Origin of the sequence: Aquincola tertiaricarbonis (assembly GCF_023573145.1) — a bacterium.
GTDB lineage: Bacteria > Pseudomonadota > Gammaproteobacteria > Burkholderiales > Burkholderiaceae_C > Aquincola > Aquincola tertiaricarbonis_B.
This window is the reverse complement of sequence record NZ_CP097635.1, coordinates 2,636,507-2,658,633: the sequence shown is the minus strand read 5'-3', so window position 1 is coordinate 2,658,633 and position 22,127 is coordinate 2,636,507. Positions and strand designations below refer to the sequence as shown.

Genomic DNA, 22,127 nt, shown 5'->3' with positions numbered 1-22,127 from the left:
AGGTTTGAAGAACGCACGATGTTATTCGATACGACGCTGCGAAAAGAGCTCTCCCGGTCCTTTGGCGCCACGCTGGTGGTGATCCTCACCATCGTGCTCACGATCATGCTCATCCGCACCATCGGACAGGCAGCCGGCGGCGTGATCGCGCCGCAGGACGTGGTGCTGCTGCTGGGCTACACCTCGCTGGTGCACCTGCCCACCATGCTGGCGCTGTCGCTCTTCGTCGCCATCGTTGTGACGCTGGGGCGCATCTACCGCGACAGCGAGATGGCGATCTGGAATGCCTCCGGCATCAGCCTGTCGCGTTTCGTCAAGCCGGTGCTGCGCACCTGCTGGCCGGTGCTGGTGGTGGTGGGGGCGCTGGTGCTGTTCGTCTGGCCGTGGGGCAACCGCAACTCCACCGAGCTGCGCGAGCGCTACCAGCAGCGCTCCGACCTTTCACGCGTCACGCCCGGTGTGTTCCAGACCTCGCGCGACGGCAGCCGTGTGTTCTTCGTCGAGCGCGAAAACCAGAACACGCCCAACGCCCGCAACGTCTTTGTGCTGACCAACGACGGCAAGAAGGAGGCGGTGATCTCCGCCCGCAGCGGCCGGCTCGAAACGCATGAGGACGGCCGCTGGCTGGTGCTGGAAAGCGGCCAGCGCCACGAGACCGACCTGGTCACCGGCAACCGCACGCTGTCGCGCTTCGAAATCTACCGCGTGCTGGCCGACGAGCGCTCGGTGCAGCGTGCCGAGGAGCAGCCGCCCAAGGCCATGCGCACCGTCGACCTGATGAACGCGCCCACGCTGAAGAACCAGGCCGAGCTGGGCTGGCGCTTCGGCCTGCTGCTGGGCGCGGGCAACCTGCTGCTGCTGGGCATCGGCCTGTCGGCGGCCAATCCGCGGCGGGCCAGCAACTGGAACCTGCTGTTCGCGCTGCTGGGCTTCATCGTGTATTACAACCTGATCAACGTCTCGCAGGCCTGGATCGCCGCCGGCCGGCTGTCGCTGGGGGGCTCGCTGCTCACGCTGCACGGCACCATGTTCGCCGTGGGGGTGGCGCTGCTGTGGTGGCGCGACCATGGCACCACGCTGCGGCTGTTCTCGCCGCGCCGCACCGGAGCCGCCGCATGAGAACCGTGCGCCGGCTGCTCTACCGCGACATCTCGGGCGCGGTGATCTTCGTGGCGGCAGCCTTCCTGTCGCTGTTCTTCTTCATCGACTTCGTCGACGAGCTCGACAAGGTGGGCCGGCCGGGCTACACGATGGCCTCGGCCCTGTTGTCGGGCCTGCTCGACATGCCGGGCCACTTCTACGAGCTGTTCCCGATCGCAGTACTCATCGGCGCCATCTACGCGATGTCGCGGCTGGCGCAGTCGTCCGAGTTCACCATCCTGCGCACCGGCGGCCTGGGCCCCGTGCGTGCGCTGGGCCTGCTGGCCGGGCTGGGCGCGGCCTTCGCGGTGGTCACCTTCGTGGTGGGCGACTACGTGGCGCCGGCGTCGGAACGGCAGGCGGTGGAGGTGCAGGCCCGCAGCCAGGGCGGCCGCGAGCTGGGCCGTGCCGGCGCCTGGCTGAAGGACCGGCGCAGCACGCCGCAGGGCGAGCGCAACGTCTCGGTGAACGTGCAGCGCACCACCGCCGACGGCGTGCTGCAAGGCATCCGCATCTTCGAGTTCGACAGCGACGGCCGGCTGCTCACCCGCGTGAGCGCCGCCAGCGGCCGCGTGAGCGACGGCCAGTGGCAGCTGGACGATGCGCTGGTGACCCACTGGCCGGCCGAAGTCGCCAATGCCCGCATCACTGACGAGCGGCATGCGAGCCTGGCCTGGCCCACCACCCTGACCGGCGACGTGGTGGCCGCGGCGGTGCTGCCGGTCAGCACCATGTCCACCATCGAGCTGTGGCGCTACAGCATGCACCTGAGCGACCAGGAACAGGCCGCCCAGCGCCACGCCATCCTCTTCTGGAAGAAGGCGCTGTACCCCTTCGCCTGCCTGGTGATGATGGGCCTGGCCCTGCCCTTCGCCTACATGCATGCCCGCAGCGGCGGCGTGGCGCTCAAGGTGTTCGGCGGCATCCTGCTGGGCATCAGCTTCGTGCTGCTGAACAACGTGGCCAGCCACCTGGGGCTGCTGCGCAACTGGACGCCCTGGGTAGTGGCCGCCACGCCCAGCCTGCTGTACCTGCTGCTGTCGCTGGCGGCCTTTGCCTGGCTTGTGAGGTACCGATGAGCACTCCGCAACCCGACGCGCCGGCCCAGGGCCTGCTGCTGTTTGCCCATGGGGCGCGCGACCCGCGCTGGGCCGAACCCTTCGAGGCCGTGGCCGCCCGCGTGCGGGCCCAGCGCCCGGGGCTGGCCGTGCGCCTGGCCTTCCTCGAATTCATGCAGCCCGAGCTGCCACAGGCCGCCGCCGAGCTGGTGGCCGGCGGCTGCCGCCAGATCGACGTGCTGCCGCTGTTCCTGGGCGCGGGCGGCCACGTGCGCAAGGACCTGCCGGCGCTGATGGAACGGCTGCAGGCCGAGCATGCCGGCGTGCGATTCACGCTGCATGCCGCCATCGGCGAGATGCCCGACGTGATCGACGCGATGGCCGCGGCGGCGGCCAAGCTGCCATGAACCTGCACCAGTTCCGCTTCGTGCAGGAAGCGGCGCGGCGCGGCCTCAACCTGACCGAGACCGCCAAGGCCCTGCACACCTCGCAGCCCGGCGTCAGCAAGGCCATCCTGGAGCTGGAGGAAGAGCTGGGCGTGGACGTGTTCACCCGCCACGGCAAGCGGCTCAAGCGCATCACCGAGCCGGGGCTGCAGGTGCTCAAGTCCATCGACATCATCATGCGCGAGGTGGGCAACCTGAAGCGCATCGGCGAGGAGTTCAGCCTGCAGGACGCCGGCACCCTCTCCATCGCCGCCACCCACACCCAGGCCCGCTACATGCTGCCCGAGCCGGTGGCCGCGCTGCGCAAGCGCTTTCCGAAGGTGAACGTCAGCATGCACCAGGGCACGCCCAACGAGGTGGCCCGCATGCTGCTGGACGAAAGCGCCGACATCGGCATGGCCACCGAATCGATCCACGAGATCGACGGCCTGGTGACCCTGCCCTGCTACGAGTGGCAGCACGTGCTGGTGCTGCCCAGCAGCCACCCGCTGGCCGCGGTGGAACGGCCCACGCTGGAGCAGCTGGCCGCCGAGCCGCTGGTGAGCTACCAGGCCGCCTTCACCGGCCGCCGCCGCATCGACGCCGCCTTCGCCCAGCGCCGGCTGACGCCCAACTTCGTGCTGGAAGCCATCGACTCCGACGTGCTCAAGACCTATGTGCGTCTGGGCCTGGGCGTGGGCATCGTGGCCGAGATGGCGGTGCGCGACGACCCGCCCGGCGGCGATCTGGTGACGCGGCCGCTGGGCTACCTGTTCGGCCAGAACATCTCGCACGTGGCCTTCAAGCGCGGCGCCTACCTGCGCAACTTCGTCTACTCGTTCGCCGAGCTGCTGAGCGACCGCCTCAGCCGCAGCCTGATCAGCCGCGCCATGGGCAGCGAGCAGGACGCCGACGACTACCAACTGTGACCATGATGAGCAACGCTTCCACCGCCTTCACCGTGCCCAGCCGCCTGCCCAGCGTGGGCACCACCATCTTCACCGTCATGTCGGCGCTGGCACAGGAGCATGGTGCGGTGAACCTGGGCCAGGGCTTCCCCGACTTCGACTGCGACCCGAAGCTGGTGGACGCGGTGACGCAGGCCATGCAGCAGGGCCTGAACCAGTATCCGCCGATGCCCGGCGTGCCGGTGCTGCGCGAGGCCATCTCGGCCAAGCTGGAAACGCTGTACCACCACCGCTACGACCCCGGCACCGAAGTGACGGTGACGGCCGGCGCCACGCAGGCCATCCTCACCGCCATCCTGTGCTGCGTGCATCCGGGCGACGAGGTCATCGTGCTGGAGCCCTGCTACGACAGCTACGGCCCCAACATCGAGCTGGCCGGCGGCACCATCGTGCGCGTGCCGCTGACGCCCGGCAGCTTCCGCCCCGACTTCGGCCTCATCGCCGCGGCCATCACGCCACGCACCCGGGCCATCATCGTCAACTCGCCGCACAACCCCAGCGCCACCGTGTGGACGGCCGAGGAGATGCAGCAGCTGGCCGCCCTGCTGCGGCCCACCCAGGTGCTGCTGATCAGCGACGAGGTGTACGAGCACATGGTGTACGACGGCCGGCCGCACGTCAGCGCGGCCAGCATCCCCGAGCTGGCCGAGCGCGCCTTCCTGGTGTCGAGCTTCGGCAAGACCTACCACGTCACCGGCTGGAAGGTGGGCTTCGTGGCCGCGCCGGCGGCCTTGATGGCCGAGTTCCGCAAGGTGCACCAGTTCAACGTGTTCACGGTGAACACACCGGTGCAGCATGCGCTGGCCCGCTACATGGCCGATGCGTCGCCCTACCTGGACCTGCCCGCGTTCTACCAGCGCAAGCGCGACCTGTTCCGCGCCGGGCTGCAGGCGAACACCCGCTTCAAGCTGCTGCCCAGCGAGGGCAGCTACTTCCAGTGCGTGGACTACTCGGCCATCGACGACAGCGTGAGCGAAGCCGACTTCTGCCGCCGCCTGACCACCGAGCTGTGGGTGGCCGCGATCCCGCTGTCGCCCTTCTACGCGGGCGGCTTCGAGCAGCGCATCGTGCGCTTCTGCTTCGCCAAGAAGGACGAAACGCTGGAGCGGGCCCTGGAGCGGCTGGCCCAACTCTGAGCGGATCGGCTACAGCGGCGTGAGCCCGCTCGACAAGTCCAGGTCCACCGCAGCGGCCCGCACCGGCCGGCCGTGGCTGCCGGACGGATCCATCGGCAGCAGCAGGTCCACGTCGGGCGTGGGCGCCGGCTCGGCGCCCGGCACGTAGCTGCGGGCCAGCTGGTACAGCAGCAGCGCGTCCTGGCTGGCGGGCAGCGACAGCACCAGGGTCGGCTCGCAGCCGCCCACCAGGCGCTCCAGCAGCGCCATCACGTCCTGCGGTGTCGGCCACAGGGCCTGCAGCCGGGCCACCGCCTCGGGGTAGTCGTCCAGGCTGCGCTGCGGGTCGTCGGCATGCTCCCAATCGGCGCCATGCGGTCCGAAGCGCTGCCGGAAACGGTCCAGCGCACGCTGGTAGGCGGCGCGGTCGCCCCGGCGGCGGTGGATCTGCAGCAGCTTGAGCCAGGGCATCGGGCTGTGGCCATCGACGGTGCGCAGCTCGGCCACCAGCCGCTCCACCGCCGCATCGTCCTGCCCCAGCGCGATGAAGAAGTCGGCCTGCTGCTCCAGGTCGATCAACGCATCGGCGCTGAGCAGCGGCGCCGGTGTGTCGGGGATGGAAAAGAGCTGCGGCACCGGCCGCGTGCTGGACACGAACTCGGGCCGCTCGGCCAAAGGCAAGGCGGGCGGACGCGGCAGGCCACCCACCCCGGCCACCTCAGCCACCGGCGGCTCGGTGGCTGGAGGTGGCACGCTGGGCGGCGCGCTGGCGGCACTGGCGGGGGGCGGCAGGCTGCCGGGGCGTGAGGCTGAAGCGCTGACCGACGGCTGATCCCCTCTGAGCTATTCCATCCAAGGGGTTGAGAAATTTTGGCCGGAAGAACTCGGAAGAAGGCGGAAGTTCAAGGGCCGACCGGAAAGCAAGTTTCTTATTGAGAAACACCGCGTCGCAGCGCCGTTACTAGCAGGCGGGACGGCTCAACTGTAGGCGAACTCAATGCGGGTGACGATGGTGTCAACGGTGCACCCGCGGTGCGTGGCGCAGAACATTGCGACGAAGCCGCTGGGCCAGCGGTAGTCCGGGTGCATCCCGAAACCCTCAAGCGCACACTCCTGGAGGCCGTACTCGGTGTCGTCGAGCATCGCGCGCAGCGGCTCGCGGCGAATCGACACGACGGTGATCGGGTCGCGCAGCACGTCCAGCCTTTCGCCTGGGCGCAGGCCCATGCACTTGCGCACGGGGCGCAGCTGGTCACCAACCTTCAGATGCAGCCAGCCGAGACGCCGTTTCACGGTCTTGCTGCCCTCCAGCACCTGGTTGGTCGTCAGGGCGAAGCTGATGTTCCGCATGTCTAGGCCTCCAGCCCCGGCAGAGTGCCTTGCCGCGCCGCCAGCTCCCGCTGCCGCGCCAACTTGAAGATGCTGTACAGGTGCCGATCCGACAGCCCGCGCTCTGCCGCGATCTCCAGCAGCCGCTCGTGGGAGCACGGCCGGCTGCCGGTCGGGCCCGGCCGGCAGTAGGCATCCCACATCTCCAGGTCGCGCTCGGTCAGCCGCATGTCCAGCAGCCCCGGGATGTACAGCGTTTGTTTGGCGTAGCGGCTGCAGATCTGGTGGACGATCGTCGTGGCCAGGTCGCGCGCTTGGCTCTCGGCCAGGCCGGCGGTCTGGAGCTCGCGCGTGACGATGCCGCTGACGTGGTCCACGAACTCGCTGACCGTGTCGCGCGGGCCGCGGCCGATGCGCTTGCCGTTACGAGCCATCGCCCCCTCGCTTGAGCCACAGCTTGAGCGACTCGATGACCAGCTCCTCCTGCGCGCTGTTGAGCCACTCGAGCCGCGCGACGCTGGTCTGCCGCTCGGCATAGCGCATCAGCGACGACATGCCGCGGTGCTTGACCAGGCCGGCATCGGCCAGCTGCTGCCAGAGGCTCCACATCAGCCGCTGAGGGCCTGAAAGCGGGCCGGTGATGGGTCGGGCCGCGGGTGTGCGTGCATGCGCTCCAGCGGCCGGCTTCTGGGCCCGCAGGCAGGCCTGCAGGTGGGCGAGGAAGCGCGCCCGCCCGGTGTGGTCGAGCTCGGCGCTGCTGCGCACGGTGCACACGGCCCACATGACGTCGCGGTAGTGGTCATCCTCGACGGCGCCCTCGGTGACACGCTCGGTGATGTAGTCGTCCAGCAGCTGCTTGGCGGCCTGCATTCGCTCGTCGTAGGTGAGCACGTCGGCCACCTGGCGGACCACCTTGTATCGACCGTCGTAGCTGTAGAGGGTCAGGTTGCCCTTGTTGCCGCGCAGCTTGACGTCGTACTGCTCGGCCGAGGTCTGCACGAAGGCGTCGATGTCGGCGAAGGCCACGCGCTTGAAGCTGGCCAGGATCGCGCTGAGGTCGGTGGCCTGCTTGACCAGCGCGACGACGAGCTGGTCGCGCAGCTTGTCGATGGGCTTGACCATGTTGGCGGGCACCAGGCGCCCCTTGGCGTCCTGCATGTAGCCGGCGGGCACCGGCGTCTCGGTTGTCGTTTGCTGGCTCACGGCCGGGCTCCTTGGGGTTGATCGATTTGCGCCTTGACGTGCGCGACGGCGGCGTCGCGTGCAGCGCGGTAGGCGGCGATGCGCTGCAGCTGCTCTTGCGGGGTGGCGCCCTTGCGGGCCATCGCGCCGTAGGTGCGGTACACGCTCGTGGCCAGGTCGCGCGGCACCAGGTGCCAGTGCGTGGCGCACATGAGGTAGGCGATGCCGATGGGCCGGCTGCATACCGCGCAGGTGTTGCGGTGGGCCTTCATTTGTCGACGGTCTCCACCAGGTTCAGCTGGCCCAACAGCGCCGGCATGCTGCAGTTGCGCATGCGGGCCATGATCTGCAGCGTGCTGATCACGCGGCGGTGCAAGAACGCGTCGGTCGCCTCCAGCTCGGCGGCTGTCTCGGCCAGGAAATAGCCGGTGCTGGGCTTTCCGCAGATGGGCCGGCCCTCGCCGTAGCGCAGGCTGGTGATTTCTCGCCGCAGCTGCCGCGTGCTCACGCCCAGCTGCTTGGCCAGGTCGCGAGCCTTGATGCCGCGGCCCGCGCCCTTGTGCTTCGCCAGGGCATTCAGGACCTCATGCTTGAGTGCCATCGCTTCCTCCTTCCGTGGGTTGCGCCCGGCCGAGCCGGGCATCGATCTCTGCGCGCAGCTTTCGCGCGTAGAGGCTGGGGCCCGCCGGCGGCGGCGGTGCGGTGCTGGCCATCACCACGGCGCGCTGGGCGACGTCGGACAGCGGCATCGGCTCAGCCGCGACGCCGGGCTTGTTGCGGCGGCTGGCCTCTTCTTCGCGCTCGGCCGAGGCCTCTTGCTTGTCGGCTTGGTCGAGCAGCACTTCGTACAGGTAGGCATGCGTGCTCAGCGGCAGCCGCAGGCGGCCGGCATCCCGCGCAGCGAGCACCTTTTCGACCGCGGCCTGCCACGCGTCGCGCTCGGCCGGCCAGTCGCGGCCCTTGCGGTTGATCGCGCCACGCTCGATGTCGGGCAGCACCTCGTCGATGAGGACCACCATTCGGTCGATCGAGAGGCGCCGCTTGGCGGGCCGGAACAGGCCGATGTACTGCAGCAGCAGCGCGCCGAATGGCAGGCTGATGCGGGCCAGGCGTGCCATCGCCGCGCGCGCTGCCTCGTGCTGCAGCAGCACCTCCAGCGAGTACTCGGCATGGCATGCGGGGCAGCTCACTCGCATCCCAGATCCCCCAGGATGGCCTCGGCCAGCTCATCGCCGCGCAGGCTGTCGATGTAGGCCAGCAGCTCGCGGGCCTCGCTGCGCAGCAGGAGGATGCTGGCCGTCTTGGTGCAGATGATCATGTTGCCCTTGGTGTCGAGGGCACACCAGCAGTGCTGCTCTGGCGCGGCCGCAGGCTTGGCCGGGGGCGCCGCAGGGGCTGGCGCGATCGGCGGCGTGGCGGCCTTCCAGGCAGGTGCTGGCGCGGCTGCAGGCGGCGCTGCAGGTGGCTCGTCTTCGCCCGTGCCTGCATTGGGCAGATGGTCCATGCGTTGCACGTCCCACACGCTGTTGGGCACGTGCTGACGCGCGACGACGGTCAAGATGCTGCGGCTGTGCACATCGACTGGCGGCGGTGCTGCTCGCTGCTCGCGCTCGATCGCCTCACGGCCGGCCTGCGTAATGCGGTACCGGCTCAGCGCCTCGCCATCCGGCTTGCTGGCCACCACCAGGCAGCGCTTGCTCACGCCGTAGTTGACGGCGGCCTTGGCCTCGGCCGGCGTGAGATTGAGCTTGAGCGCCAGCTCCTGACGGTTGAGCGTCAGCTGCTCATCATCCGCAGCCGCGAACACCGCCAGGATGCGCGCCAGCTTGCTCTGCGACTGGCTCATGGCGCCAGCGACGCATCGATCTGCCAAACGTGATTGGGGTGCAGGCTCATCAGCTCCACCGCCGGGGCCGGTGCCAGCAGCTGGTCGGGATGCAGCTTGTGGGTACGCAGGCCGTGCGCGATGGCGCTGGTGGACAGCGGCACGATCTCACCCGTGGCAGGGTCCGTGCGCTCCGCGCGGATCACGTCGTTTGCACGCAGCACCGTCACGGCCTGGTCGATGGACAGCAAGCGCTTGTTGTTCTTGCGCAGGCTCTCCATAAGCATCGCGCTGATGAGCTTGGCCTCGTCGAAGGTCAGCGCCACGTCACCCGCGTCGCTGCGCTGCTTGCGCTGGCCACGCACGGCCACCTCGGCCAAGCCGCGCAGCAACGTGGCCTGGCTGATGCCCAGTTCAGCGCATGCGGCCGCGTAGATGGCTTGCTTGCCGCCGTGGCCTGCAGCAGCAGCTGCAGCGGCGATCTCCACCAGTCGCTGGGTCATGGCAGGGCTACGTGGCATGGCCGCGTGCTCACTTCGCCCACTCGGCCACTTCAGCGGCCAGCTTCAGGTCGGCGGCGTTGCTCACGTCGGGCAGGTTGAACTGCTCGCGCAGGCCGGTCAGCGCAGCCTGCACGTGGCCGACCAGGCCAGCCATGACAACGCTCTGACTGCCGTGCGCCTCCTCCAGGTCGGCCAGAGCCTGCAGTGCTGGCCGCAGCGTGCCCATGATCACAGCGTGGGCCTCGAAGCCAGCCAGGCCGGCTTCCTTATGGAGCTCAGCGAGCTGTTGGTCAGGGGGCAGCTTGGAGATGCGTTTGAGCTTCGCGCGTTCCTTGTCGAGCTTCTGATGCAGATCCGCCCGCACTTGAGCCTGTGCTTCAGCGTCAGCCTTCAGCTCCGCGTTCTCAGCCTGTTGCTCCGACAACTTGGCAGCCAGGTCTTCGATTACGGCCACGACTTCGGCCTTGGTGCCCGACGCCATCGCAGCTGTGACCGCCTCGCGTTCCGCGTCAGGCAGGGCACGCACCATGCGGAGCTGGCGGCGGTTAAGGCCAAGGCGGGTGGCGGTCTCATAGGCCTGCTCGCCCAGAGCCAGCAAATCGAGCTTGCGCTCGTTCATTGCCTTGTAGCCGAGGCCGAAAACGACGCTGCAAAACTCCTGAAAGCTTTCTGCCGCGGCAGAAGTTCCATCGGCACGGGGCAGCGCTAACTCCTTGAATTTATTGGATTCACGAAGTTCATCGAACAGACGGACTTCTGCCGCGGCAGAAAATGACTGCTGCAGCCGGGCCATCTGGATAGCCCCGACCTTCTGGCCGAGGTCGAATACAGCGCGGTCATGCTGCATCGCGCCGGCCGTGGCGTCCTGGCGCATCGCGACGACGGCGCCGTCGATGCGCGCTTCGTCGAGCTCGGTGTGTGCCGGCAGGGCCGGCGTCTTCTGTGGGCGTGCCATAGGGGTCAGTCAGGTGAGCGGTTGAAACGGGACTTGGCTTGCTGCAGGCGCTGCTCGGCCTGGTCGATGGCCGTCCAGACCTTGATGGCCTGCTGCGGCAGGCGCGGCGTCAGACGCCAGTGGCCGGTGGCCTCGTCGCGCTCGGCCAGGCCGGCGGTGCGAAGGTTGGCCAGGTCCTTGGTGACGGCCGAGGGCGACACGTCGAGCTCGCGGGCGAGCACGGCCGGTGACATGCCGTTGACCACGTCGCGGAACAGCACCAGCACGAGCTTGAGGATCCGCTGCTGCGCGGCGTTGGTGTAGTCGGGGCTGGTCATGACAGGGCCCTCGCGCGGTGCTGGGCGGCCTGCATCCGCTGCAGCAGGGGCGGTGGCAGCAGCAGCAAGGTGCGGCCGGGATCGGCATAGACGGGAGTGCAGGTGCCGGCTTTGCGGCCGATCTCCAGCAGCCGTGCGTCACCGGTATCGGGCTCGCCGATGGCGCCGTCGATCAGCTCCGGCTCGCTCATCACGAACACCGCCCGTGGCAGAGGGCCGCGCTCAATGCCGATCGTGAAAGGCAGGATGCAGTACAGCAGCCTGTCAGCGTGTTGATGGTCGGCCGCGGCCGAGCTGCGCCCCCACGAGATCGCTACGGCGCTGCGCACCTTCGGGCCCGGCCATACGTCGACGGCTCGCCGAGTGCTGGCAGAGCTGCGCGATGCGTGCGCCGAAGCCGTCAACAACGGCTGGATGGACAGCAACCCCGCGGCGCACGTGCGCCCACCTGCCCACCGCGTCATCCGGTCGCGCCTCAAGTTCGAGACCTGGCAGGCCATGCGCATGTTGTCGCAGTCCGGCCCGCAGCGCTGGGTGGAGTCGATGCTGCTCCTGGCCTTGATCACTGGCCAGAGGCGCAGCGACCTGGCCAAAATGAAGTTCGACGACATCGTGACCGCCGAGGATGGCCACCAGTACCTGCGCGTCGAGCAGGCCAAGAAGGCCGGCAAGCCCATCGGGGCCCGCATCGAGATCCCTCTGGCGCTGCGCCTGGAGGCCATCGGCTTGACGCTGGCCGATGTGGTCGAGCACTGCCGCAGCAGCGCGCGGCCTGGTCCCACGCTGCTGCGCAAGATCGGTGGCGGGCCGATCGAGGAGTCGTCTCTTTCGGTGCGCTTCCACGAGACCATCGTCGCGGTCGAGGGCGAGTCAGCCTATGGCCGGTACCAGTGGCCCAGCCTGCACGAGGTGCGGTCGCTGTCGGCCCGCCTCTACAAGGCCGAGGGAAAAGACCCGCAGCGCTTGCTGGGCCACATGCACCACGAGATGACCGACCTCTACCTCAACGACCGCGGCCTGTCGGCCGGCGAATGGCAGCGCGTGGCCGCGTCTGCACAAGTCCCAGCCGAGATCTGACCGATGCCCGACTTCAGCCCCTCCTTCTGGCTCAGCGCCGTTCAGTGGCTCTACATGCTGATCCTCACGGCCGTCGTCTGGCTGCGCAAGCCAGGTGTCGACGCCGGCGCCGCCGTCGAGCGGGTGCGCACCGACCACGGCGGTGAGCTGCAGACCATCAAGGCACGCATCAGCGCGATCGAGACCACGCTGCACCACACGCCCACCAAAGAAGACTTGGCGCGTCTGGAGGGATCGGTGCGCCAGGTCGACGAGCGCACCGAAGGATTGAGCGAAGGGCTCAGCGCAGTGCGCCGGCAGCTCAATCGCATCGAAGACTATTTGCTCAACAACAAGGCCGCACCGTGAGCTTCGCCGAATTCGAAACCGCTGACCGCCGCCTTGTGCTCCTCAAAGCGCTGGAGAACGCCGCGCAGTACCGCACCAACGGCATCCTGCTGCGTCGGTATGCGGATGCGGTGGGCCATGTCGTCAGCAGCGATCGCATCGAGCAGGATCTGGCGTGGCTGGCCGAGCAGGGCCTGGTGACCACGGTGCAGAGCGGCGGCATCACGGTGGCCACGCTCACCAGCCGCGGCCTGGACGTGGCCACCGGCCGTGCCGTGGTGCCCGGCGTCGCCAAGCCGCAGCCGGGGCTCTGACATGCCGCCCGTGGGCAAGATCGCCCAGCTGCCCGATGACATCCGCAGCTGGCTGCACAAGGCCATCGTCGAGCGCGGCTATGGCGACATCGTCGCGCTGACCGAAGAGCTCAATGCGCTCTGCAAGGAAGGCGGCGTCGCCATCACCATCGGCAAGAGCGCGGTGGGTGCGGAGAGCCAGCGCGTGCGCCGCGCGCAGGAGGCCATCCGCGCAACAACCGAGGCCACGAAGTTGATCGCCGACGCCAGCCGCGACGACAGCGACTCGCGCAGCGAGGCCGTGATGGCCATCGTGCAGAGCGAGGTATTCGAGCTGCTCCTGCAGGTGCGCGAAGTTGCCGACAATGAGATGGACCCGGTCGATCGCATCAAGCTGCTGCGGGGCGTGGGCAAGACCGCGGCGGAGATGAGCCGGGCCCGGGTCAATCAGACCAAGTGGCGCCACGAGGTCGAGGCCAAGGCCAAGGCCGCGGCCGACTCGGTGGCCAAGATCGCCAAGCAGGGCGGCGCCAGCCCGGACACCATCCGCGCCATCCGCGAGCAGATCCTCGGCATCACCAAACGATCGGGCCCGACCGATGGCGCAGCTCGCACCTGATTCGCCGCTCAATGCACTGGCGGTCGCAGCGGGTGAGGCCATCGACGGCGTGCCCGCCGTGCTGCTGGGCTACCAGCAGGAGTGGATCGCCGACCGCGCGCCGCTGAAGGTGGCCAGCAAGAGCCGCCGCGTCGGTCTCACCTGGGCCGAGGCGGCCGACGACGTGCTGGACGCGATCGCCGACGTGGACAGCTGCAACACGTTCTACATCTCGGCCGCCCAGGACATGGCGCGTGAGTACATCGAGGCGGTGGCCCTGTGGGCGCGGGCGTTCGATGCGGTGGCGGGGGAGATCGAAGACGGCGTGTTCGACGATGGGTCCGATGTCAGCGACCCCGCCAAGCGCTTCATCAAGACCTTCGAGGTCAACTTCCCGAAGTCGGGCCGGCGCATCGTTGCGCTGTCGTCCAGGCCGACCAACCTGCGCGGCAAGCAAGGCAACATCGTGCTGGACGAAGCCGCGTTTGCGCCCGACCTGGCCGGCCTGCTCAAGGCCGCGCTGGCCATGCTGCTGTGGGGCAACAGGGTCAAGATCATCAGCTCGCATAACGGCGTCGAGAACCCGTTCAACCTGCTGATCGAAGAGATCAAGGCCGGCAAGCGGCCGGGCAGCGTGCACCACATCCCCTTCGCGCGTGCCGTGGCCGATGGCCTGTTCCGCCGCGTGTGCCTGCGCCGCGGCAAGCCGTGGACGCAAGAGGCCGAAGACCAGTGGGTCAAAGACGCCTATGGGTTCTACGGCTCCGACTCCGAAGAGGAGCTGGACGCCATCCCGGCCAAGAGCGGCGGCAAGTACCTGAGCCTGGCGCTGCTGGCCGAGCGCATGACGGTCCCGGCCGATGACCCGCGCTGCACCATCGTGCGGGGCGAATGGCCGGACGCTTTCGCCTATATGGCCGAGGGCGCCCGAGATGCCGCGATCGACGGCTGGATCCGCGAGGTGCTGCAGCCGGTGCTTGCGCGCCTGAACCCGCTGCGCAAGCATGCCTTCGGCCTCGACTTCGCGCGCACCGCCGACCTGACTGTGATGCCTGTCGGCGAGCAGGATGAAGAGCTGGTCGTCCGGCCGCGGCTGCAGCTGGAGCTGCGCAACTGCCCCTTCAGCAGCCAAGACCGCATCTTCGCGGCGGTGGTCGATGCGCTTCCCCGGTTCCGCGGCGGCGCGGCCGATGCCGGCGGCAACGGCGCCTCCAGCGCCGAGCGTCTGGCCCAGCGCTACGGCACCGAGATGGTCGAGCAGGTGAAGTTCACGCAGGCCTGGTATGCCATGCACATGCCCAAGCTCAAGGCCGGGCTGCAGGATGGCACGCTGACCGACCTGCCGCGCGATGAGGCCACGCAGGACGATCTGCGCGCGATCGAGGTGATCAAGGGCGTGCCGATGGTGCCGCAGGTCAACACCATGAGCGCTGCGGCGCGTGCGGCCGCGGCCGAGGGTGGCCAGAAGAAGCGGCGCCACGGTGACGCCGCTATCGGCTATGCGCTGATGGTCTACGCCTTCCAGCGCGAGGCCGGCGAAATCGACTGGCGCAGCGCCGGCGGCAAGGGCAGCCGGCACGAAGGCTCGGGCGACGTGGCGGGCCAGCGCATGGCCATGCGGGCCGATGCTGACGACGACCTGGTCGGCGGCGGTTTGGGCGGCAAAGGCGCGTACTAGCCGCCAAAGCGACTGGATCCCCTATGCGCCAAAGCGTTCAGAAACGTTCAAAACGGCCTCAGGCGCCGCGCAGCCGGAGTGGCTGGCACATCGGCAGCCAAACGGCCGGTCACGCGCTCCCAGCGCGCTCAATTTTTGGAGGCCCCCGGCCATGATCCTGGATGCCAACGGCCAGCCCTACGACCTGGCCGCGATTGACCATTCGCAGACCGAAGACGACACCGCGCGCCTGGCCTGGCTCAACCGCCTCTATGCCCAGCATCCGTCGCGTGGCCTCACGCCCGATCGGCTGCACAGCCTCATGGTCGCGGCCGAAGAGGGCGACATGGAGCGCCAGCTCGATCTCTGCGAGGACATGGAGGAGCGTGACGGCCATCTTTTCGCTGAGCTGGACAAGCGGGCCGGCGCGGTCGAGCAGCTGGGCTGGTCGCTGACCGAGCCACCAGGTGCGTCGGCCGCCGAGAAGAAGATGACCGCGCAGCTGCGCGAGTGGATCGGCAGCATCCCCGACTTTGACGACCTGGTGCGCTTCATGATGAGCGCGGTGCTGCGCGGCTTCGCCAACGTCGAGCTGCGCTGGTCCAGCCAGTCGGACGGCAGCAAGCCGGTGATGCTGCCCAGCCTCAACCCGAGGCCGCACAGCTGGTTCACGGTCGATCGCGAGACGCGCAACACGCTGCTGCTGCGCCGGCCCGACGGCCTGGGCGACCCGCTGCAGCCGCTGAGCTGGATCAGCCACCTGCACCGCGCCAAGAACGGGTTGATCCCGCGCATGGGCCTGGTGCGGGTGCTCGCGTGGCCCTACCTCTTCAAAAACTTTGCCGTGCGAGACCTGGCCGAGCTGCTGGAGATCTACGGCCTGCCGGTGCGCATCGGCAAGTACCCGGCGGGCGCCAGCGACAAGGAGAAGATGACCCTGCTGCGGGCGGTCACGCAGATTGGCCACAACGCCGCCGGCATCATTCCGCAGGGCATGGTGGTGGAGTTCCAGAAGGCGTCGGAAGGCAGCGAAGGCCCGTTCGACTCCATGCAAGACCGCATGGAGGCCATCCAGAGCAAGGTGATCCTGGGCCAGACGCTGACCTCGGGTGAGGGCAAGCACGGCACGCAGGCCCTGGGCACCGTCCACAACGACGTGCGCCTGGGCATCCGCAACAGCGATGCGCGGCAATGCGCGGCCACGCTCACGCGCCAGCTGGTGCATCCGCTGGCGCTGCTCAACATCGCGGGCGCCGACCCGCGCCGCCTGCCGGCGTTCGTGATTGAGACCACCGAGCCCGAGGACCTGGCCACCTACGCCGAAGCGCTGCCGAAGCTCGTGCAGGTGGGTTTCAAGGTGCCGCGGCGCTGGGCGCAAGAGAAAGTGCAGATCCCCGAGCCCGAGGACGGCGAAGACGTGCTGGCCACCGCCGCGGCGCCCGCCGCCAACCCGCAGGCGGCGCCGCCGGCAGCTGCTGCATCGCCGGCACCACCGGCACCGCCGCGGCGCGCCGCGCTCACCGGCCAGGCCGGCCAGGCCTCGGCACTGGATGACCTGGTCGCCGAGTCGGCGCAGCAGTGGCGCCCGCTGATGGGCCCGATCGTGGAGCCGCTGCTGGCCGAGCTGCAGCGCGCGGCCGACGCGGGCGAGTCGCTGACCTCGCTGATGGCGCGGCTGCCGCAGCTCATCGAGCGCATGGACGGCGGCCCGCTGGCCGAGCACCTGGCGCGCACGTCGTTCAGCACCCGCCTGGCCGGCGCTGCCGACCTGGACCTGTAGGCCATGCCCACGCCCGTACCGGTCGGTCTGCGCCTGGGCGCGGTCGAGCCGCGCGCCGCGATCGCCGAGTTCGATCAGCGCAACCTGCTGCTGCCCAGCTTTCGCTGGAGCGACGTGTGGCAGCAGGAGCATGCCCGCGGCATGGCAGTCGCTGGCGTGCTGCGGCGCGACGTGCTGCAGCTCTTCGTCGACGAGCTGGGCCAGTCGCTGCAGCAGGGCCGGCGCATGAACGAGACGGTCGATGCCATCCGCGGCAAGCTGGTCGCCAAGGGCTTCTGGGGCGAGATGGAGGTAACCGATCCGGCCACCGGCGAGGTGCGCATGACCCGCTTCAACGATGCGCGCCTGCGGCTGATCTACGACGTCAACCTGGGCCAGGCCTATGAGGCCGGGCAGTGGCAGCGGGCCCAGGCCACGAAAGAACGTTTCCCTTACCTCCAGTACGTGACGATGGGCGACGAGGCCGTGAGGCCGCTGCACGCGGCGTGGAACGGCACGGTGCTGCCGGTGGACCACCCGTGGTGGGACACGCACCACCCCAAGAACGGCTGGCGCTGCCGCTGCCGCACCGTGCAGCTGAGCCAGCGCCAGGTCGACCGCCTGCAGGGTGCCGGCGTCGAGATCAAGACCGAGGCACCACCGGTGCAATACGTCGACTGGGAGGATCGCAATGGGCGTCGTGAGAGGGTTCCTGTCGGCATCGATCCTGGGTTTGGCTACAACCCTGGCAAGCGCCCTCTGCGCGGCGCCGTCCCTGCGCCTCTGCTCGCCGATCCCTTCGATCGCACGCCCTCGCTGGCCCCGTCGCCCGCGCTGCCGTTTCCTCGGCGCATGGATGCAGCGCAGGTGCTGCTGCCTGCGGCGACGCCGGCCGCGCAGGCGCAAGGCCGTTTCCTTGCGGCCTTCGGAGCGCAGCCTGGTCGGCCGGTAGAGTTTCTGGACGCCGTGGGCGAGACGTTGGTCATCGACGCCGAAATGTTGGTGGGCAGTCAGGTGCAGCCCGAGCTGTGGCCCGCGATCGCCGAGACCATCCGCATGCCCGACGAGATCTGGTCGGGCACGCCCATGCGCATCAACGACCAGGCGCAACGCCTGCGCCGCCGGTACATCAGCCGATACGTGCTTGACGATGGGCAGCGCCTGGCCGTGGTGTTCGAGGAAGGTGCGGATGGCTGGATGGTGAAAGCAGCGCGCAGCGAGGCCGAAGAGCAGGCGCTGCTGCAGGCCATGCGCAGCGGCGTGCGGGTGCACGTGCGCAGCGACTCGCAGGTCCAGCCATGACCGACCGCTTTGTCATCGACCTGGACGATGCCGAGCTGCAGCTGCGCATCGCCTCGGTGTTGAGTGGCCTATCGCAGCCGCAGCAGCCATTGCACAGCATCGGCCAGCTGCTCAAGGGCAACATCGCGCTGCGCTTCCAGACCAAGCGCGGGCCCGACGGCATGCCCTGGCTGCCCTTGGCACGTTCCACCGCGGCGCGCTACGCCAAAGAGGACAAGGGAAAGGCCCGCGGCAGCTTGCTGCAGCGCACGGGCCAGATGCTGCGATCGCTCGACTACAACGTGCTGGGCACCGAGGCGGTGGAGATCGGCTTCAACCAGCGCGTCGGCCGCTGGGACCTGGCCACGCTGCACGAGCTCGGCACGCAGCGCATGCCGCGGCGGCCGATGATCTTCGATGACCCGATTGCGGGTACGCTGGGCGCGCAGGACAGGCAAGACATGCTCGACGAGCTCGAGGCCTGGGTGGGCGACCTGCTGGGATGATGGCCTGCCTCGCGCGCGTGAGGCGCGTGCTTCATTCATTGAACCCGTTCAGATAGAGCTTTGAGGGGGCCGCCGCCACAGTGCGGCCATGCGCCTTCTCACCGCCTTGCTCGCCGCCACCCTGCCGCTGAACGCCAGCGGCCTGGCGCAGCTGCTGCCCGCGGGTGAATTCGCCGCCCGCGACGGCCGACCCGGCCCGGGTCGCACCTGGAAGCTCAGCGATGAGCAGGGCCGCAAGATCGCCGCGGAGCTGTCCGCCATCGCGGCCCGCACGCCGGTGGTCATCGACTACGAGCACCAGACCCTGCACGCCGCCACCAACGGCCTGCCGGCGCCCGCCGCAGGCTGGATCAACTCCGCCGTGTGGCGCGATGGCGAGGGCCTGTTCGGCGCCGTCGATTGGACCCCGCGCGCCAAGGCCGCGATCGCGGCCGATGAGTACCGCTACATGAGCCCCGTGATCGCCTATGCCGAGGACGGCACGGTGGCGGGCGTCTCGCTGGCTGCCATCACCAACTACCCCGCGCTGACCGGCATGGACCAGGTCGTCGCAGCACTCAACACCCGACTCACCCCACCGGAGCACACCATGTCTCTGCTTCTCGCCCTTTGCGCCGCCCTCGGCCTGCCCAACACCACCGCCGAGGCCGACGCCGTCGCCGCGGTCGCTGCGCTCAAGACCAAGGCCGACGCGCCGCCGCCGGTGCCCACCGCGCTGGCCACCGCACTGGGCCTGCAGGCCGGTGCCACCGAAGCCGCTGCACTGAGCGCCGTGCAGAGCCTGGGCAAGGCCCACGACACCGCGGCCCTGGTCGCGATGCAGAACCAGGTCAACGCGCTGAGCGCACAGCTGGCCGACGGCCGAATCACGGCCACCGTCGACGACGCCATCAAGGCCGGCAAGCTCACGCCGGCCAGCCGCGATGCCTTCATCGCCATCGGCCGCAAGGACGAAGCGGCGCTCACCGCCGCGCTGTCCGGCCTGGTGCCGGTGCCCGGCCTGGGTGGCCAGACGCAAGGCGACCCCACGGGCGCCGCAGCCGGCGGTGGCGGCACGGCCGCGCTCAGCGCCACGCAGGCCGCCATCGCCAAGCAGCTGGGCCTCGACCCCGAGGCCTACGCCAAGCAGCTCAAGGCCAGCGCCTGAGCGCAGCCGCCAACACCACCACTCCAGGAGCCCACCATGCCGGCCCTCACCGCTGACCGCGCCACCCCGAAGCGGGTGCCCCGCGACTTCTCGCTGCCGATGGCCGCGGGTGCCCTCATCTATGCCGGCGCCATCGCCTGCGTCAACGCCGCCGGCCTGGCCGTCAAGGGCTCGACCGCGCTGAACCTCAAGGCGGTGGGCGTGGCCATGCGACGTGCCGACAACACGGCCGGCGCCAACGGCGCGGTGCGTGTGGAAGTCGAGCGCGGCTGCTTCCGCTTCGCGAACTCGGCCTCGACCGACCAGATCACGCTGGCCGACATCGGCAGCACCTGCTTCATCGTCGACGACCAGACCGTCGCCAAGACCAACGGCGCCAACACCCGCAGTGCGGCCGGCACCGTGCGCGACGTGGACGCCGCCGGCGTCTGGGTCGACTTCTGACGCTGGCCGCCCAGCACCAACGCAATCACCGGAGACCCCGATGCTGATCAATCGCGCCAACCTCGCGGACATGTTCCGCGGCTTCCAGATGATCTTCCAGGGCGCCGCGCAACAGGCGCCCTCGATGTTCGAACGCTTCGTCACCGTGGTGCCGAGCCAGACCAGCGAAGAAAAGTACGCCTGGCTGGGCACCATGCCGCGCTTTCGCGAGTGGCTGGGCGACCGCGTGCTGCAGTCGCTGAGCACCAGCGACTACACCATCAAGAACAAGCCCTTCGAAATGTCGATCGAGGTCGACCGCGACGACATCGAGGACGACAAGATCGGCATCTACACGCCCATCATCCAGCAGATGGGCAGCGAGTCGAAGACCCACCCCGACGAGCTGGTGTTCTCGCTGATCGCCAGCGGCTTCAACAGCCTGTGCTACGACGGCCAGTACTTCTTCGACACCGACCACCCGGTCGAGCTGGAAGACGGCTCGATGGGCACCTGGAGCAACTTCCAGGGCGGCACCAGCACCGCCTGGTATCTGCTGGACCTGCGCCGGCCGATGAAGCCCTTCATCTTCCAGAAGCGCCGCGACTACAACTTCGTGGGCATGGTCGACGAGCGCGACGAAGCGGTGTTCATGCGCAAGAAGTTCCGCTACGGCGTGGACGCGCGGGTCAACACCGGCTTCGGTCTGCCGCACCTGGCCTATGCCAGCAAGCAGACGCTGGACATCGCCAACTACAGCGCCGCCCGCGCCGCGATGGGCAGCCTCAAGGGCGACAAGGGCAAGCCCCTGGCCATCCAGGGCAACGTGCTGCTGGTGCCGCCCACGCTGGAGAAGCAGGCCCTCGAGATCCTGAACGCCCAGCGGCTCAGCAACGGCGCCGACAACGTCATGGCCAAGACCGCCGAGGTGGTGGTCTGCCCCTGGCTGTCGTAAGCGGCAGCCCCTCCACACCACTCAACGGAGCCCGACATGGCCACCCGCAAGAAGATCCCCAGCCGCCCGGCCGACAAGGGCCTGCGTGTCATCTCCCGCCGCCCGAGCTTCTGGCGCGCTGGCCGCCAGTTCGGCGCCGAGCCGACCGACGTGCCGCTCAGCGAGCTCACCGAAGAGCAGGAAGAGCAGATCCGCGCCGAAGGCCAGCCCGGCGGCCAGCTCGTCGTGCAGGACATCGACATCACCCCGGCTGAAGACACGGCCGAGACCACCTGACAACCCACCGCAGCGGGGCTTTGATCCGCGTGGGGCGTCGCCCCTGCGCGGGGAGCCTGTAGAGGGACAAGCGGGCGCGACGGCCTGCCCCTTCGACAGCAGCACCACCTCACTGGGCCCACCATGTACGCGACGCGCCAGGACATGATCGACCGCTACGGCACGCCGCGCCTGGTGCAGCTGACCGACGTCAACAGCCCGCTCACTGGCGCCATCGTGGACGCGGTGCTGGAGACCAAGCTGGCCGATGCCTCGGCCGAGATCGACGGCTACCTGGTGGGCCGCTATGCGCTGCCGCTGGCCACCGTGCCGGCCATCCTGCGCACCATCTGCTGCGACCTGGCCCTGGTGCGCCTGATGGGCGACAACGCCGGCGACAACGAGCGCGCCGACGTCAAGCGCCACATGGACTACCTGCGCGGCGTGGCCAAGGGCGACATCCTGATCACCGCGCCCGCCGACGTGCCCGACCAGGCCGGCCTGGGCAGCGTGATGTTTGAGCCGGGCCAGAAGGTCATGGGCCGCGAGGCCGAGTACCTGGCCTGCGATCCGTACAGGGGCCGCTGGTGAGCGCGCAGCAGCTGCTCGACGACTACCTGTTCATCGGCCCGCTGCTGGTGCAGCGGCTGCAGGAGCAGCTGGCCGGCGACATGCCGGTCGAGATGGTCGAGGACCTGCAGACGGCCGGTGAGTCGGAGCGCCGCGCCCACGTGGTGTGGGTGCTGTGGGCCGGCGATCAGTTCGGTGACCAGGCGATGGGCGGCGCCGGCCAGGCCTTCGCACAGCGCTGGCTCGTGGTGCTCTTCATCCGCAACGAAAGCCTGGGCAACCGGGCCTCCCGATCGCAGGCTGCAGGCGCCTGGCTGGGCCGCATCCAGCGTGCGCTGGGCGGCTTCAAGCCCGCGGGCTGCGTGCGTGGCCTGCGCCGCGCGCAAGGCCCTGCGCCCAACTACACGAAGGCCGAGGGCATGTTCCCCCTGCTGTTCGCGATCGACCTCAACCTCTGACCCC

Annotated in this window: 32 protein-coding genes; 20 read left to right on the top strand and 12 right to left on the bottom strand. The window is 69.2% G+C overall.

Translation table 11 applies throughout. The features are described from left to right. Window positions 1–18: 18 nt before the first annotated feature. From lptF to MW290_RS12180, 5 genes are read left to right on the top strand one after another with little or no spacing between them, the layout of a single operon-like run. Window positions 19–1,119, top strand: coding sequence for an LPS export ABC transporter permease LptF (gene lptF, locus MW290_RS12200; RefSeq protein WP_250194921.1), 1,101 nt, complete (start codon window positions 19–21; stop codon window positions 1,117–1,119). After that, window positions 1,116–2,219: an LPS export ABC transporter permease LptG gene (lptG, locus tag MW290_RS12195; RefSeq protein ID WP_250194920.1), complete on the top strand. Its 1,104-nt coding sequence runs from the start codon at window positions 1,116–1,118 to the stop codon at window positions 2,217–2,219. The genes lptF and lptG overlap by 4 nt, the downstream gene beginning before the upstream one ends. Then, window positions 2,216–2,605: a sirohydrochlorin chelatase gene (locus tag MW290_RS12190; RefSeq protein WP_250194919.1), complete on the top strand. Its 390-nt coding sequence runs from the start codon at window positions 2,216–2,218 to the stop codon at window positions 2,603–2,605. Before lptG ends, MW290_RS12190 begins: the two co-directional genes overlap by 4 nt. After that, entirely contained in the window at window positions 2,602–3,552 is a 951-nt protein-coding gene (locus MW290_RS12185) for a CysB family HTH-type transcriptional regulator (protein ID WP_250194918.1), read from the top strand. The genes MW290_RS12190 and MW290_RS12185 overlap by 4 nt, the downstream gene beginning before the upstream one ends. A gap of 2 nt (window positions 3,553–3,554) precedes the next feature. Next, window positions 3,555–4,727 (top strand): pyridoxal phosphate-dependent aminotransferase, encoded by a 1,173-nt coding sequence (locus tag MW290_RS12180; protein ID WP_310740080.1) that lies wholly within the window; start codon window positions 3,555–3,557, stop codon window positions 4,725–4,727. 9 nt (window positions 4,728–4,736) lie between these two features. Here the strand turns inward: MW290_RS12180 and MW290_RS12175 are convergent, their stop codons facing one another. Then, complete coding sequence (locus tag MW290_RS12175; protein WP_250194916.1) at window positions 4,737–5,342, bottom strand: tetratricopeptide repeat protein; 606 nt, start codon at window positions 5,340–5,342, stop codon at window positions 4,737–4,739. Between MW290_RS12175 and MW290_RS12170 the strand changes: the two genes are divergently transcribed. Further along, window positions 5,323–5,538, top strand: coding sequence for a hypothetical protein (locus MW290_RS12170; RefSeq protein WP_250194915.1), 216 nt, complete (start codon window positions 5,323–5,325; stop codon window positions 5,536–5,538). The two genes, MW290_RS12175 and MW290_RS12170, sit on opposite strands and share 20 nt — an antisense overlap. 146 nt (window positions 5,539–5,684) lie before the next feature. Here the strand turns inward: MW290_RS12170 and MW290_RS12165 are convergent, their stop codons facing one another. Genes MW290_RS12165 through MW290_RS12115 form a run of 11 tightly spaced genes read right to left on the bottom strand, consistent with a single transcriptional unit; the run spans window position 5,685 to window position 11,242 of the window. Further along, the gene (locus MW290_RS12165) at window positions 5,685–6,056 is read right to left on the bottom strand and encodes a hypothetical protein (protein ID WP_250194914.1); all 372 of its coding nucleotides are present in this window, start codon (window positions 6,054–6,056) and stop codon (window positions 5,685–5,687) included. Window positions 6,057–6,058: 2 nt separating this feature from the next. After that, entirely contained in the window at window positions 6,059–6,469 is a 411-nt protein-coding gene (locus MW290_RS12160; protein ID WP_250194913.1) for a Mor transcription activator family protein, read from the bottom strand. Further along, window positions 6,459–7,238, bottom strand: a complete 780-nt coding sequence (locus tag MW290_RS12155) for a DUF3164 family protein (RefSeq protein WP_250194912.1) — start codon at window positions 7,236–7,238, stop codon at window positions 6,459–6,461. The genes MW290_RS12160 and MW290_RS12155 overlap by 11 nt, the downstream gene beginning before the upstream one ends. Further along, window positions 7,235–7,489, bottom strand: coding sequence for a hypothetical protein (locus tag MW290_RS12150; protein ID WP_250194911.1), 255 nt, complete (start codon window positions 7,487–7,489; stop codon window positions 7,235–7,237). Before MW290_RS12150 ends, MW290_RS12155 begins: the two co-directional genes overlap by 4 nt. Then, window positions 7,486–7,818 carry an HTH domain-containing protein gene (locus MW290_RS12145; protein ID WP_250194910.1) on the bottom strand — a complete coding sequence of 111 codons (333 nt, stop codon included), beginning with the start codon at window positions 7,816–7,818 and terminating at the stop codon, window positions 7,486–7,488. The genes MW290_RS12150 and MW290_RS12145 overlap by 4 nt, the downstream gene beginning before the upstream one ends. Further along, window positions 7,802–8,407: an HI_1489 N-terminal domain-containing protein gene (locus MW290_RS12140; RefSeq protein WP_250194909.1), complete on the bottom strand. Its 606-nt coding sequence runs from the start codon at window positions 8,405–8,407 to the stop codon at window positions 7,802–7,804. Before MW290_RS12140 ends, MW290_RS12145 begins: the two co-directional genes overlap by 17 nt. Further along, window positions 8,404–9,063: a hypothetical protein gene (locus MW290_RS12135; protein ID WP_250194908.1), complete on the bottom strand. Its 660-nt coding sequence runs from the start codon at window positions 9,061–9,063 to the stop codon at window positions 8,404–8,406. The genes MW290_RS12140 and MW290_RS12135 overlap by 4 nt, the downstream gene beginning before the upstream one ends. Beyond that, a complete protein-coding gene (locus MW290_RS12130; RefSeq protein ID WP_250194907.1) occupies window positions 9,060–9,545 on the bottom strand; it encodes a hypothetical protein in 486 nt (161 codons plus the stop codon). Before MW290_RS12130 ends, MW290_RS12135 begins: the two co-directional genes overlap by 4 nt. Before the next feature lie 28 nt (window positions 9,546–9,573). Further along, window positions 9,574–10,500: a hypothetical protein gene (locus MW290_RS12125; RefSeq protein ID WP_250194906.1), complete on the bottom strand. Its 927-nt coding sequence runs from the start codon at window positions 10,498–10,500 to the stop codon at window positions 9,574–9,576. 5 nt (window positions 10,501–10,505) lie between these two features. Beyond that, window positions 10,506–10,817: an IclR family transcriptional regulator gene (locus MW290_RS12120; RefSeq protein ID WP_250194905.1), complete on the bottom strand. Its 312-nt coding sequence runs from the start codon at window positions 10,815–10,817 to the stop codon at window positions 10,506–10,508. Next, window positions 10,814–11,242, bottom strand: coding sequence for a hypothetical protein (locus tag MW290_RS12115; protein WP_250194904.1), 429 nt, complete (start codon window positions 11,240–11,242; stop codon window positions 10,814–10,816). The genes MW290_RS12120 and MW290_RS12115 overlap by 4 nt, the downstream gene beginning before the upstream one ends. Here MW290_RS12115 and MW290_RS12110 point away from each other — a divergent pair. The 14 genes from MW290_RS12110 (at window position 11,232) to MW290_RS12045 (ending at window position 22,123) form a co-directional block, all read left to right on the top strand. Beyond that, a complete protein-coding gene (locus MW290_RS12110; RefSeq protein ID WP_250194903.1) occupies window positions 11,232–11,894 on the top strand; it encodes a tyrosine-type recombinase/integrase in 663 nt (220 codons plus the stop codon). The two genes, MW290_RS12115 and MW290_RS12110, sit on opposite strands and share 11 nt — an antisense overlap. Before the next feature lie 3 nt (window positions 11,895–11,897). Then, window positions 11,898–12,242, top strand: a complete 345-nt coding sequence (locus MW290_RS12105) for a DUF2730 family protein (RefSeq protein WP_250194902.1) — start codon at window positions 11,898–11,900, stop codon at window positions 12,240–12,242. Then, a complete protein-coding gene (locus MW290_RS12100) occupies window positions 12,239–12,535 on the top strand; it encodes a VpaChn25_0724 family phage protein (RefSeq protein ID WP_250194901.1) in 297 nt (98 codons plus the stop codon). The genes MW290_RS12105 and MW290_RS12100 overlap by 4 nt, the downstream gene beginning before the upstream one ends. A gap of 1 nt (window position 12,536) precedes the next feature. Continuing rightward, the gene (locus MW290_RS12095) at window positions 12,537–13,133 is read left to right on the top strand and encodes a DUF3486 family protein (protein ID WP_250194900.1); all 597 of its coding nucleotides are present in this window, start codon (window positions 12,537–12,539) and stop codon (window positions 13,131–13,133) included. Continuing rightward, window positions 13,114–14,790 (top strand): hypothetical protein, encoded by a 1,677-nt coding sequence (locus tag MW290_RS12090; protein ID WP_250194899.1) that lies wholly within the window; start codon window positions 13,114–13,116, stop codon window positions 14,788–14,790. The genes MW290_RS12095 and MW290_RS12090 overlap by 20 nt, the downstream gene beginning before the upstream one ends. Before the next feature lie 151 nt (window positions 14,791–14,941). Then, window positions 14,942–16,549: a DUF935 domain-containing protein gene (locus MW290_RS12085; RefSeq protein ID WP_250194898.1), complete on the top strand. Its 1,608-nt coding sequence runs from the start codon at window positions 14,942–14,944 to the stop codon at window positions 16,547–16,549. 3 nt (window positions 16,550–16,552) lie between these two features. Further along, the gene (locus MW290_RS12080; protein WP_250194897.1) at window positions 16,553–17,830 is read left to right on the top strand and encodes a phage minor head protein; all 1,278 of its coding nucleotides are present in this window, start codon (window positions 16,553–16,555) and stop codon (window positions 17,828–17,830) included. Continuing rightward, entirely contained in the window at window positions 17,827–18,315 is a 489-nt protein-coding gene (locus MW290_RS12075) for a phage virion morphogenesis protein (RefSeq protein ID WP_250194896.1), read from the top strand. Before MW290_RS12080 ends, MW290_RS12075 begins: the two co-directional genes overlap by 4 nt. 88 nt (window positions 18,316–18,403) lie before the next feature. Further along, a complete protein-coding gene (locus MW290_RS12070; protein ID WP_250194895.1) occupies window positions 18,404–19,462 on the top strand; it encodes a phage protease in 1,059 nt (352 codons plus the stop codon). 36 nt (window positions 19,463–19,498) lie between these two features. After that, entirely contained in the window at window positions 19,499–19,906 is a 408-nt protein-coding gene (locus MW290_RS12065) for a hypothetical protein (protein WP_250194894.1), read from the top strand. 40 nt (window positions 19,907–19,946) lie between these two features. Next, window positions 19,947–20,840 (top strand): Mu-like prophage major head subunit gpT family protein, encoded by an 894-nt coding sequence (locus MW290_RS12060; RefSeq protein ID WP_250194893.1) that lies wholly within the window; start codon window positions 19,947–19,949, stop codon window positions 20,838–20,840. Between the two features lie 36 nt (window positions 20,841–20,876). Further along, a complete protein-coding gene (locus MW290_RS12055; protein WP_250194892.1) occupies window positions 20,877–21,116 on the top strand; it encodes an HI1506-related protein in 240 nt (79 codons plus the stop codon). Between the two features lie 123 nt (window positions 21,117–21,239). Next, window positions 21,240–21,686, top strand: coding sequence for a gp436 family protein (locus tag MW290_RS12050; RefSeq protein ID WP_250194891.1), 447 nt, complete (start codon window positions 21,240–21,242; stop codon window positions 21,684–21,686). Beyond that, window positions 21,683–22,123 carry a phage tail terminator protein gene (locus MW290_RS12045; protein ID WP_250194890.1) on the top strand — a complete coding sequence of 147 codons (441 nt, stop codon included), beginning with the start codon at window positions 21,683–21,685 and terminating at the stop codon, window positions 22,121–22,123. Before MW290_RS12050 ends, MW290_RS12045 begins: the two co-directional genes overlap by 4 nt. The last annotated feature ends 4 nt before the right edge of the window (window positions 22,124–22,127 follow it).

Excerpts from the sequence above, each read along its gene's own strand:
- MW290_RS12085 (WP_250194898.1), top strand. The coding sequence starts at position 14,942 with ATGATCCTGGATGCCAACGGCCAGCCCTACGACCTGGCCGCGATTGAC.
- MW290_RS12055 (WP_250194892.1), top strand. The coding sequence starts at position 20,877 with ATGGCCACCCGCAAGAAGATCCCCAGCCGCCCGGCCGACAAGGGCCTG.
- MW290_RS12065 (WP_250194894.1), top strand. The coding sequence starts at position 19,499 with ATGCCGGCCCTCACCGCTGACCGCGCCACCCCGAAGCGGGTGCCCCGC.
- MW290_RS12075 (WP_250194896.1), top strand. The coding sequence starts at position 17,827 with ATGACCGACCGCTTTGTCATCGACCTGGACGATGCCGAGCTGCAGCTG.
- MW290_RS12165 (WP_250194914.1), bottom strand. The coding sequence starts at position 6,056 with ATGCGGAACATCAGCTTCGCCCTGACGACCAACCAGGTGCTGGAGGGC.
- MW290_RS12170 (WP_250194915.1), top strand. The coding sequence starts at position 5,323 with ATGGAAAAGAGCTGCGGCACCGGCCGCGTGCTGGACACGAACTCGGGC.
- MW290_RS12180 (WP_310740080.1), top strand. The coding sequence starts at position 3,555 with ATGATGAGCAACGCTTCCACCGCCTTCACCGTGCCCAGCCGCCTGCCC.
- MW290_RS12120 (WP_250194905.1), bottom strand. The coding sequence starts at position 10,817 with ATGACCAGCCCCGACTACACCAACGCCGCGCAGCAGCGGATCCTCAAG.
- MW290_RS12185 (WP_250194918.1), top strand. The coding sequence starts at position 2,602 with ATGAACCTGCACCAGTTCCGCTTCGTGCAGGAAGCGGCGCGGCGCGGC.
- MW290_RS12090 (WP_250194899.1), top strand. The coding sequence starts at position 13,114 with ATGGCGCAGCTCGCACCTGATTCGCCGCTCAATGCACTGGCGGTCGCA.
- MW290_RS12070 (WP_250194895.1), top strand. The coding sequence starts at position 18,404 with ATGCGCCTTCTCACCGCCTTGCTCGCCGCCACCCTGCCGCTGAACGCC.
- MW290_RS12135 (WP_250194908.1), bottom strand. The coding sequence starts at position 9,063 with ATGAGCCAGTCGCAGAGCAAGCTGGCGCGCATCCTGGCGGTGTTCGCG.
- MW290_RS12080 (WP_250194897.1), top strand. The coding sequence starts at position 16,553 with ATGCCCACGCCCGTACCGGTCGGTCTGCGCCTGGGCGCGGTCGAGCCG.
- MW290_RS12160 (WP_250194913.1), bottom strand. The coding sequence starts at position 6,469 with ATGGCTCGTAACGGCAAGCGCATCGGCCGCGGCCCGCGCGACACGGTC.
- lptG (WP_250194920.1), top strand. The coding sequence starts at position 1,116 with ATGAGAACCGTGCGCCGGCTGCTCTACCGCGACATCTCGGGCGCGGTG.
- MW290_RS12095 (WP_250194900.1), top strand. The coding sequence starts at position 12,537 with ATGCCGCCCGTGGGCAAGATCGCCCAGCTGCCCGATGACATCCGCAGC.
- MW290_RS12110 (WP_250194903.1), top strand. The coding sequence starts at position 11,232 with ATGGACAGCAACCCCGCGGCGCACGTGCGCCCACCTGCCCACCGCGTC.
- MW290_RS12125 (WP_250194906.1), bottom strand. The coding sequence starts at position 10,500 with ATGGCACGCCCACAGAAGACGCCGGCCCTGCCGGCACACACCGAGCTC.
- MW290_RS12150 (WP_250194911.1), bottom strand. The coding sequence starts at position 7,489 with ATGAAGGCCCACCGCAACACCTGCGCGGTATGCAGCCGGCCCATCGGC.
- MW290_RS12105 (WP_250194902.1), top strand. The coding sequence starts at position 11,898 with ATGCCCGACTTCAGCCCCTCCTTCTGGCTCAGCGCCGTTCAGTGGCTC.
- lptF (WP_250194921.1), top strand. The coding sequence starts at position 19 with ATGTTATTCGATACGACGCTGCGAAAAGAGCTCTCCCGGTCCTTTGGC.
- MW290_RS12145 (WP_250194910.1), bottom strand. The coding sequence starts at position 7,818 with ATGGCACTCAAGCATGAGGTCCTGAATGCCCTGGCGAAGCACAAGGGC.
- MW290_RS12050 (WP_250194891.1), top strand. The coding sequence starts at position 21,240 with ATGTACGCGACGCGCCAGGACATGATCGACCGCTACGGCACGCCGCGC.
- MW290_RS12130 (WP_250194907.1), bottom strand. The coding sequence starts at position 9,545 with ATGACCCAGCGACTGGTGGAGATCGCCGCTGCAGCTGCTGCTGCAGGC.
- MW290_RS12060 (WP_250194893.1), top strand. The coding sequence starts at position 19,947 with ATGCTGATCAATCGCGCCAACCTCGCGGACATGTTCCGCGGCTTCCAG.
- MW290_RS12190 (WP_250194919.1), top strand. The coding sequence starts at position 2,216 with ATGAGCACTCCGCAACCCGACGCGCCGGCCCAGGGCCTGCTGCTGTTT.